The 10,137-nt window shown below is 45.2% G+C and carries 7 protein-coding genes; 3 read left to right on the top strand and 4 right to left on the bottom strand.

Annotated elements, in window-relative coordinates; all coding sequences use genetic code 11:
• Positions 1–97: 97 nt before the first annotated feature.
• Together H6S82_RS07660 and H6S82_RS07655 are read right to left on the bottom strand one after the other, a co-directional pair.
• Complete coding sequence (locus H6S82_RS07660) at positions 98–994, bottom strand: peptidoglycan-binding domain-containing protein (protein ID WP_190464835.1); 897 nt, start codon at positions 992–994, stop codon at positions 98–100.
• 17 nt (positions 995–1,011) lie between these two features.
• Entirely contained in the window at positions 1,012–1,299 is a 288-nt protein-coding gene (locus tag H6S82_RS07655; protein WP_190464836.1) for a hypothetical protein, read from the bottom strand.
• 192 nt (positions 1,300–1,491) lie between these two features.
• Between H6S82_RS07655 and H6S82_RS07650 the strand changes: the two genes are divergently transcribed.
• The 3 genes from H6S82_RS07650 (at position 1,492) to H6S82_RS07640 (ending at position 7,107) form a co-directional block, all read left to right on the top strand.
• Complete coding sequence (locus H6S82_RS07650; RefSeq protein WP_190464837.1) at positions 1,492–5,229, top strand: NB-ARC domain-containing protein; 3,738 nt, start codon at positions 1,492–1,494, stop codon at positions 5,227–5,229.
• 138 nt (positions 5,230–5,367) lie between these two features.
• Positions 5,368–6,162 carry a sulfite exporter TauE/SafE family protein gene (locus H6S82_RS07645; protein WP_190464838.1) on the top strand — a complete coding sequence of 265 codons (795 nt, stop codon included), beginning with the start codon at positions 5,368–5,370 and terminating at the stop codon, positions 6,160–6,162.
• Between the two features lie 24 nt (positions 6,163–6,186).
• Positions 6,187–7,107: an ion channel gene (locus H6S82_RS07640; RefSeq protein WP_190464839.1), complete on the top strand. Its 921-nt coding sequence runs from the start codon at positions 6,187–6,189 to the stop codon at positions 7,105–7,107.
• 95 nt (positions 7,108–7,202) lie between these two features.
• Here H6S82_RS07640 and H6S82_RS07635 read toward each other — a convergent pair whose 3' ends face one another.
• Positions 7,203–9,815, bottom strand: a complete 2,613-nt coding sequence (locus H6S82_RS07635; RefSeq protein ID WP_190464840.1) for a HEAT repeat domain-containing protein — start codon at positions 9,813–9,815, stop codon at positions 7,203–7,205.
• A gap of 83 nt (positions 9,816–9,898) precedes the next feature.
• Positions 9,899–10,137: hypothetical protein (locus tag H6S82_RS07630; RefSeq protein ID WP_191056125.1), on the bottom strand; the 239-nt coding region annotated here is incomplete at its 5' end.

The following is a 10,137-nucleotide window of genomic DNA, read 5'->3' as shown; positions in this document are numbered from 1 at the left end:
AAATATCTTGGAGTTTCATTTTATTTAATCCCGCTCTGGGCTGAATAATTTATCTGATTTCTCTTAAGTAGGGTGGGCATTGCCCACCCTGCTGCTACTACGAAGCTGGGAAAGCTTTAGCTAAGTCGTCACCTGGGATGATAGTTGTGAATAAGACGTATTTGTTGTTTAATTGATAGCGAACGTCTTGCTTAATCAACCGCATAAATTCCCGATGTTCTTGGCGAGATTGACCGACTAAGCAACCAGCGCTAGCTCCTTCAACTTTAGACATATCAAAACCCCAATGCTGGTTGATAAAAAAGTTAGAACCGATATCGATCGCATCCCCAGTTCGGATACCATCTTTGTTGCGATCGCGATATACTTTCACCGTTCCACATTGCACCAGCGCTTCATGAGGATCGCGACCGCTACCGTAATGCGTTCCTACTTGCCAAGCTTGGTATTGTCCGAAAGCAATTCGGGCGACACCATTAGCATTTGGGGGATGTTGAGTAGACCAATTTCCGGGTTCGGTTGTAGCTAACCAGTTACCCACAATTTTGGGAGTTCCTGTAGCTATTTCAATCACAATCCGGCGATCGTTCCATTCATTGAAACTATCCCGATTGGGTTTGCCATCAGCAGAAGCACCTTCAAGATAAACAATGTTGTAACGCTTTTCTCCAACCGCCACAAAGTATGCCTTTGAACGCATATACTTGATAATCCGGCTGGCTAAATCGTTGCTCAAGTTCAGCGGAATTGCTTCCTTAACTTCCAGCAGCGCTTTGCTAGTTTGTGGCCCCAATCCTGACTCTTGAATCTTGAGAATAGATTGCAAGTATTTCAGGGCTTGTGTGGAAAAGAAACCAAACTTACCGTCAACTGGTGGATCGAGCAAACCGAAACGAAACAGGTTAATTTGGACTTCTTCGGCAAGTGCAGTGTCTTGGGCTAAAGTTTCTAAAGAGATAGTCTTTGTGTTGGCAATAATATCGCGCAGTTGCATACAAACCTCGTTAAATATCAAGAGTTGCTAGTTTCCAAATCAGACTTGTTTGGGCCGGGTAACCAGTTCGGTGTATAAACTGAATTTTCAGCTTGCACCCGTCCGGCTAGAGTTGCACCAGTCGTAGCCAAAATAATCACGATATTTACAGTGCGATCGACCGTGATTTTCTTTTCTTTGACTGCCTCACCAACAATCGGCGCAATTGCCGCTACCGCTGTTAATGCTGCTGCCCAGAAAGTTTTGCTGGCAAAGATGCTTTTGGCTTTTGTTTCTGATAAGATTGGTTGGTTGATAGCGTTCATTTCATTTCGACCAACTCGTTTGCTTCATGAATTAAATCTAACTTCGTTCTTTCTGGTGTGCAGTGAGAAAAAGTAGTAAATAGTCACAAGCTTTTGTTCGAGAACCAATGGGTTAAACTCACCCAAAAAGGCGAGCGCAGTCAGAAAAAGTAAGTTAATATTATAAAAATCGTTGAAATCTCTATTAATAAAATGAATGTTGCCGAAGGTCTAGTTATCGTAGATCGAGTTCTGAAGTCAGAAAAGCTCAATGATGTTCAAGAGCAGATACTTCGCCGCTCCTGGGAAGGAGAGACTTATTCAGATATGGCAAAGGAACTCGGCTACGATCCGGAACATATCAAGAATGTTGGTGCTAAGTTATGGAAATTCCTTACTCAAGCTTTCGGGGAGGAAGTAACTAAAAGTAACTTTAAGTCAGTTTTGCGTCGCCGATCGCTGCAAAGCCCCATAGAAGAAGCTACCTCTCCCCCAATCCCTCTCCTACAAAGAGAGCGAAGCATTATAACTCCCCCCTCACCTACTAGGGAAGAGGGGTCTGAGGGGTTATCTCATAGAGATATCAAGCATTACCAGAATTGGGGAGAAGCGCCGGATGTCTCCGTTTTCTACGGTCGCACGGAAGAACTGGCTACCCTGGAACAATGGATAGTAAAAGAACACTGTCGTCTGGTGTTGCTACTCGGTATGGGGGGAATCGGTAAAACTTCCCTATCTGTAAAGTTGGCAGAACAGATTCAGGATAAATTTGAATTTACGATCTGGCGAAGTCTCCGCAATGCTCCTAAACTAGAAGATATCCTGACAGATGCGATCGAATTCCTTTCCCACCAAGAGGAAACCGAATTACCCGACACCGTAGATGGTAAGATATCTAGGCTGATTCATTATTTACGCCAACATCGCTGTCTATTAGTACTGGACAATTTCGAGACCGTACTGCGCGATGGCGATCGCGCCGGACACTATCGAGAAGGATTTCAGGACTACGGCGATCTTTTGCGACGGTTGGGAGAAGAACGCCATCACAGTTGCTTAGTGCTGACCAGTCGGGAAAAACCTAGAGAAATCTTTAGATTGGAAGGAGAAAAACTACCGGTTCGCTCCTTATCTCTGCCAGGTTTAAAAGTTCAAGAAGCACAAGAACTAATTAAGGCGATCGGTTCATTTTCTGGTTCGGAAAATGAATGGAGCGACTTAATTAAATATTACACAGGCAACCCACTAGCCTTGAAGATGGTGGCGGGTGCAATTCGAGATGTATTTGATGCTAAAGTTTGTCAATTTTTGAAATTTTTAGAACAAGGAACAGGGGTTTTTGATGATATGCGCGACCTATTAGAACGTCAATTCAGTCGCTTGTCAGATGCAGAAAAAGAGATTATGTATTGGTTGGCAATTAATCGCGAGCTTGTTTCTTTCTCCGAACTGCGCGAAGACATTATATCATTAGAATCGAAAAGAGAACTGCCGAATGCTTTAACCTCTCTGAGACAGCGAGCCTTAATCGAGGCAAGCGCATCGTGGTTTACGCTACAGCCTGTAGTTATGGAATATGTCACCGACCAATTAATCGAGGCAATTCACGAAGAAATAGAAACGCTAAAAATAGAATTATTTAATAATATATCAATTTATAAAGCGTTAAGTAAAGATTGTATTAGAGATGCCCAATTGCGCTTTATAGTAAATCCACTTAAGCAAAGGTTACAGGAGTATATAAAGGGCAAAAGCCTGGAAGGACATTTAATTCAACTGCTCTCAGAAATGCAGAAAACTCCGCAACTAGAACTGGGATACGCAGCCGGAAACGTCCTGAATTTACTTATTCAAATGAAAGCCGATTTAAGCGGTTATGACTTTTCTAAGTTAGCAATATGGCAAGCATACCTGCAAGGCGTAAATGTAAGGCGAGTGAATTTAGCAGGTGCGAATATAGCTAAATCCGTTTTTATTCAAACCTTCGGCATTATTATGTCCGTGGCAATAACGCGGGATGGAAAACTTTTAGCTAGTGGCGATGTGGATGGTGAAATTCGCCTGTGGCAAGTTGCCAGCGGTCAACTAATTTTCAGCCATCACGCACACGCAGATTGGGTATTTTCAGTTGCTTTCAGTCCGGATGGCAAAACTCTAGCTAGCGCCAGTGCCGACCAAACAATTAAATTATGGGATATTTCCGATCTGGATAATATTCAACAAAGTTTAACTCTGAATCAAGAGGGAGAACATAGGAATTGGATCCGATCGGTTGCCTTCAGTCCCGACGGTCAAACTCTGGCAAGCGGCAGCGTCGATACCACAGTTAAATTGTGGGATATATCTACAAATAAATGCCTAAAAACTTTGCAGGGACACAATAAAGGGATCTGGTCAATTGCCTACAGTCCCGACGGTCAAACTTTAGTAAGCGGCAGCGACGATACAACCCTAAAGTTATGGGATATTAATAGTGGTGAATGCCTCAAAACTTTGACAGGACACAGACTTTTCGTTTTGTCAGTTGCCTTCAGTCCCGACGGTAAAACAATCGCCAGTGGCAGTTTCGATCGCACAGTAAAACTCTGGGATACCAGCACAGGTAAATGCCAATACACTTTAACGGGACAGCAGGGACATAGAGATATAATTCGAGCGGTTGCCTTCAGTCCCGATAGTAAAATAGTTGCCAGCGGCGGTGCCGATACTACCGTAAAAGTGTGGGATGTCAGCACAGGTCAATGTTTAAATACCTTGCAGGGACACAAAAGCTGCATCTGGTCACTCGTCTTCCATCCTTTGGGTAAGACCTTAATAAGTGCTGCGGACGATCGTACCTTAAAACTCTGGGATACTCGCACAGGTGAATGTTTGAATACCGCACAGGGATACAGCAATTGGATACAGTCAGTCACCTTCAGTCCCGATGGTGAAACTCTCGCCAGCGGTAGCACCGATTATATCATCAGATTGTGGGATATTAAAACAGGTAAATGTGTCAAAACCTTGCAGGGACACAAAAATTTGATCCAGTCAGTCACCTTCAGTTCCGATGGTAAAACTCTCGCCAGTAGCAGCGCTGATTTTACCGTGAAAGTATGGGATGTCAGCACCGGTAAATGTTTGAATACTTTTACAGAACATCACCTTTGGGTCTTGTCAGTTGCCTTCAGCCCAGATGGTAACATTTTGGCTAGCGGTAGCGGTGATGGAACGGTAAAATTATGGAATCCCCGCACTGGTGAATGTTTGCAAACTATTGATTTGCAATCGGATCGGGAAGAACAAAATCAAGAACACGAACTTTGGAGTTGGGAAGTAGCTTTCAGTCCCGATGGTAAAATTCTCGCCAGCGGCGGAGAAGATTCAGCAGTAAAACTCTGGGATATTTCCAACATCGAAAACTGTCAGCACGTCGCCACTTTGCGAGGGGAAGTCGGTCATCATAAGGGAGTTTGGTCAATCGCTTTCCGTCCTCAGACGGATAACTCGCGTCCAATTCTGGCAAGTTGTAGCGAAGACACAACTATAAAGATCTGGGATATTTCCGATCTCAACAACTGTCAGCGCTTAACCAGTTTGGATGCACACGAGCAAGGAGTAGAAGCGATCGCCTGGAGTCCCGACGGTCAAACTCTCGCCAGTGGTGGTTGCAATAATACCGTAAAATTGTGGGATGTCGGTAATTTCGATAATTGCAAGAACGTAAAAACCTTAAAAGGACACCAGCGAAAAGTGCGATCGGTCGCCTTCAGTCGGGATGGTAAAATTGTAGCCAGCGGCAGCGAAGATGGCACTATTAAGCTTTGGGATGCGAACACAGGTAATTGCCTGAATACCCTGATACCGGAAAGACCCTACGAAGGAATGAATATTACTGGCGTTACCGGCTTAACTGAAGCTCAAAAAACCACACTAATTGCTCTTGGCGCAGTCGAACAAGAAGAATAAAGCTATTTGCAAGGTTTAGGGTGGTAGAGGCGGTTTTTTTGAATGCAACTGCGGAAAATACGGCCACCAACATTTGATAATTGCAAATTTTAGATTTTAGATTTTAAATTTAAAGGAAAATCTAAATTCTAAATTCAGATGAAACCTACAAGTTTGTTGATTTTAGCTGCCGCTGGCTTATTTGCGGGAATTTTAGCGGGATTTTTGGGCATTGGCGGCGGTACGGTACTTGTACCCTTTTTGGTTGCATTTAATTATACACCCGTGCAAGCCGTTGGCACTAGCAGCCTGTCGATTTTAATTACAGCTATTTCTGGCAGCATACAGAACTGGCGCATGGGTTTTTTCAGCTGGCAAAGGGTGTTGGCGATCGGATTTCCCGCTGTAGTGACAGCACAAATCGGCGTTTGGATAGCCAGCCGCATTCGCCCCTCTTTTCTGCTAGTATCATTTGCACTACTGTTACTCTTGAACATCTACTTAGTCGATCTGCGTCAGCGTCTGAGTGCCAGACAGCCTGTGGGAGATCGGGAGCATACTCAGTCCCCGATCGCTAAAAGTATTGCTAGAATTGCCACTGGGGGTGCAGCAGGCATACTGGCTGGTTTGTTTGGCGTTGGTGGCGGGGTGATTATGGTGCCCCTACAAATGCTACTCTTAGCAGAACCTATCAAAGCTGCCGTTCAGACAAGTTTAGGTGTCGTAGTAATTACAGGTATGTCAGCTTGTGTCGGTCACTTCTTAAAAGGCAATGTCTTACTTTTAGAAGGACTGATTTTGGGATTTGGTGGCTTCTTAGGATCTCAGATTAGTACGCGCTTTCTACCCAAATTGCCCGATCGAATCGTCAGTTTAGCTTTTCGCGCTCTGCTGGCGATTCTATCAATTTATGTATTCTGGCAAGCATGGCAAAAATATAATATAAATCAGTAAAATTTTGAGCCTGAGCGACAGCCAATGAAAAAAGACCGCCACCGCCTCAAATTGCCGCGCATTGCGAACCTGTATATGTCTTCACAAGGCTCCCACGACCGCCGCTTCAATGTTATCCGTAAAGGCTCATCCCACTCCCATTGGCGCGATTCATACCATTGGTTGCTCACCCTTTCCTGGCCGAAATTCCTCGCAGTAATTGTACTGTTTTATTGCGCCGCTAACGGACTGTTTGCCTTAGCATATTTGGCAGGAGGAGATTGCATTGCAAACGCCCGGACTGGCTCATTTCTGGATGCCTTCTTTTTTAGCGTTCAGACGATGGCTTCGATCGGCTACGGGGCAATGTATCCGAAAACCGATTACGCAAATTTTGTAGTGGCGATCGAAGCTTTGATCGGTTTGATGGCCCTGTCTATGGGTACGGGGCTAATGTTCGCCCGCTTTTCTCAACCCACTGCTAGGGTTTTATTCAGTCGCAACGCTGTAATTGCTCCTCATAACGGCGTACCGACGCTGATGTTCCGCACTGCTAACGAACGCCACAACCAGATTTTGGAAGCCCAAGTGCGGGTGAGTTTAATGCGCGATGAAGTGACTTTAGAAGGACAACATATGCGCCGCTTCCACGACCTCAAACTCGTTCGCAGCGAATCCCCCACATTTGCGCTGACTTGGACGGTGATGCACCAAATTAACGAGACCAGTCCTTTGTTTGGCGCGACACCTAAATCACTAGCAGAGGATAACATTGAGTTTATAGTTATGCTAACCGGGCTTGACGAAACGGTTGCCCAAACTATTCACGCCCGTCATTATTATGCGGCAGAGCATATCCTATGGAATATGCGTTTTGTCGATGTCTTTTCCAGGACGCCTGATGGACGACGTGCGATCGACTACTCTCACTTTCACGATGTTGTCGCTATGCAGGATAGGGGCTAGGGACTAGGGGCTAGGGACTAGGGTAAGAAGAGTCTAGAATCAAGGGTTTGAGAAATTAATAACGTTTTAACTGACGAAAGCAGTTGCTATTATTTTCAGCAATTTTCCAGTGCGATCGCTCTTATCCATCCCACCATATTTTCCACCAACTTCGGCTGATTCGGAGAAAAGAATTGCAAACATCCCCAACCCCCAAATCCTTCCCCTTGCAAAGAGAAAGTCGATCCACTTTTACTCGCCTCTCCTTGTAGGAGAGGGGTTGGGGGAGAGGTTACAACACCAATCGCCCCATCAAATTTACCCAATGCAGTCAGGAAAGAGTGCGAAAATCCCTGCGGTTGACTTCCTGTAGATTTTTCGTAGAACACCAAAATAATTTTGCGATCGCTTTTCAATAGTTTCCAATAAATTTTCAGCGCCTGCATCGTCGTCGGTTCTCCCTGCTGACGTTCCCGACAACCTTGCTCAACCATTTCGATATAAATTTCGGCAGCCGGATTATCCAAATCGATAAATTTGCTGACATCGATACAAATCAGCTTGACATTATCTTTGAGATGTGAATCCTTAGCAATTGCAGCTGCCAGCAGACTGGGTAATTCAGCCAGATTGAGGTTTTGAGTGATAAAGTTGGAACCAACACCAGTAGTTTCTGGAACTTCTGGATGAGTCGAAGTCGGCTGGTTGTGCCAAGCTTGATAAAAAGCCTGATAAGTCATATTTTGAGCGCAATGCCACAGAACTTTATAACAAGCTGCGTAGCGAAAATCGCTCTGATTTTGCAAATAATCCTTTAAGCTGGAGACTATTATGGGAAAGCGTTTATTGTCAAGAAAAGCTTTCAAGCAATCGGCAGCTTGGTTTGGGACTTCAGTTCTCTGACTTGTGAGCAGTAGATTGGTTAGGGCATTTTGGGCATCCGCATTGCCAGGATCGATTTTGGCTAATCTTTGCGCTGCATTCCCAATAATAGATTCATTTTGACTGTGTAGCAGCTCGGTCAGGGCTTCGATCGCATCCCTATTGCCAGAATCGATTTTCTCTAAGCTTTCAGCTGCTTGACAGCGGATCGACTCATCCTTAGTAGTATGCAACAGGTGAATGAGGGCAGCGCGAGCCTGTGGGCTACCAATTCCGATTTGGCCAAGCCCGTAGGCCGCTCTATAATGTATCTCCCTGGCTCCAGTAGTATAAGTTAGTTCAATTAGAGCAGCGATCGCATCAGGATTCCCCGTGCCAATTTCCCCCAAGCTTTCTGCCGCTTGCCAACGAATGTAGTCATCCGAACTGGTGTGCAACAAATCGATCAGTTCTGCGATCGCATCGGAGTTCCCCGGATCTATTTGCCCCAACTTCCAAGCAGAAATGGCACGAATGTTCTCAGATTGACTGGTTTGCATCAGATCGATCAGTGCGGCGATTGCATACTTGTTCCCCGGATCGATTTGCCCCAAACCTCTGGCACCTTGCCAACGCAGAAATTCATCCTGACTGTTGTGCAACAAATCGACCAAAGTTGCGATCGCAAACTTGTTCCCCGGATCGATTTGCCCCAAGTGCCGCGCAAAATGAAAACGGTTGGACTCTTCCTGACTGGTTTCTACTCGGTGAATCAGAGCAGCACAAGCATCAGCGTTGCCTACAGCAATTTGCGTCAATATCTGCCCTGTTTTATAACTGGTAGACTTATCCTGACTGGTGTTAAGCAACTTAATGAGGACAGCGATCGCATACTTGTTTCCAGGCTCGATTTGTCCCAAGAGCCTTGCAGCTTGCCAAACGGTTGGCTTATGCTCAGTTGTGTCGATCGAGTTGAGCAGATCTGCGATCGTTCGGCTTCGATCGGTCTCTTGCAAAGCTGCTCTAGCCACCTCTTTAAGTGGATCTTCAACAATAATATTGGCACCGCCAAAGGTAAATGGCCACCTTTCTTGCTTTTCAATTTTATTGACCCCAAACGCCCACTTAACTAGCTGCGTTACGATTCGATCGCCCAAGCTACATTCCCTGAACTCTGCAATGCCTGCTGCGGCTAAAAAATAAGCTCTAACGCCATAAAAATTCTCAATTCCGCATCCATCCTTAAATCCCACTAACGCCTCGATCAACTTTTCCTTTTGCTCTTTCGGCACATTTTCGCGCCCCAGCCACAGTAAAATCACTTGCTTCCACTGTGGCTCAAAAGTTCGATAATTACCTTGGCTGGGATTATGCGGTACGTGATTTATAAAATAGTGCCAATCCTCAACCGCCAAAGCTGCGAAATACTCTTGGAATGTTGGATGGTAAAAAGCATAAACTTTCTCACCCTTATTTTCTGTTTCTGCTGCCACTCCCACTTGATTCAAAAATCCCAACTGAAGCGCTAAATCAAATAATTCTTCATCTGGTTCGCCCAACACTTGACAGACAAAGCGATGTCGCAGACGAAATTTACTTGTTTCTTCAGATATTGCCTTCAAAGCCAATTCTCCCAGTGCCTTATTCAGCTTATGTCGTTGATTTGAATTGGTGGGAAATCTATCTCGCTTCCAATCATAAAGCGCTTCGATGAATTGCTGATAAAGCCCTGCTTTTGTATTCGGTAATTCTCCTTGCTGTCTAGCCCAAGTGCGACACAAAAGCGCTAACCGCAGAGGATTTTTGACTGCATCTTTAATGCGCTCTCTTCCCGATCGATCTAATTCGGAACGCAGACGATCGCCCAATCCTGGATCGCTCTTAAACCAAGAACGGATAAATTGCCCAACTCGATCGGGCGTTTGAACATCTCCCTGAAGCCACCCCAGCCCTAAAGGGACGGGGGTTCAAAATGCGATGAAACCTCCACTTGGCTCTCCCAAATTGGTACAACATCCAAGTTCTTAGTGTTGGCATTTTGAACTTTCGCTGCGACTCGCTCTGACTCTGGGAATTTCCCAAAGGAAGAAGGAACTTGTCCTCCTAATCGCAAGTTAATTTTCGTGGTCGCCTGTCTCCAAGCCGCATACAAGAGCGGTTCCGCACTTAACCAAGCGTTTTGTGCTTGAT

Source organism: Planktothrix sp. FACHB-1355, assembly GCF_014748295.1.
GTDB lineage: Bacteria > Cyanobacteriota > Cyanobacteriia > Cyanobacteriales > Aerosakkonemataceae > Aerosakkonema > Aerosakkonema funiforme_A.
This window is presented reverse-complemented; position numbering and strand designations above follow the sequence as displayed.